Genomic DNA, 227 nt, shown 5'->3' with positions numbered 1-227 from the left:
CCGGTTTGTCACCGGCAGTCTCATTAGAGTGCTCTTGCGTAGCAACTAATGACAAGGGTTGCGCTCGTTGCGGGACTTAACCCAACATCTCACGACACGAGCTGACGACAGCCATGCAGCACCTGTGTCCAGATTCCCTTGCGGGCACTCCCAAATCTCTTCAGGATTCCTGGCATGTCAAGGCTAGGTAAGGTTTTTCGCGTTGCATCGAATTAATCCACATCATC

1 rRNA gene is annotated in these 227 nt (G+C 52.0%); it reads right to left on the bottom strand.

The features are described from left to right. Positions 1-227: ribosomal RNA gene (locus N784_RS15890) — 16S ribosomal RNA — on the bottom strand; the annotation flags it as partial.

The organism is Pontibacillus litoralis JSM 072002, assembly GCF_000775615.1.
GTDB classification, from domain to species: Bacteria; Bacillota; Bacilli; order Bacillales; family BH030062; genus Pontibacillus; species Pontibacillus litoralis.
The sequence above is the reverse complement of the archived record's forward strand: the minus strand, read 5'-3'. Positions and strand labels throughout refer to the sequence as shown.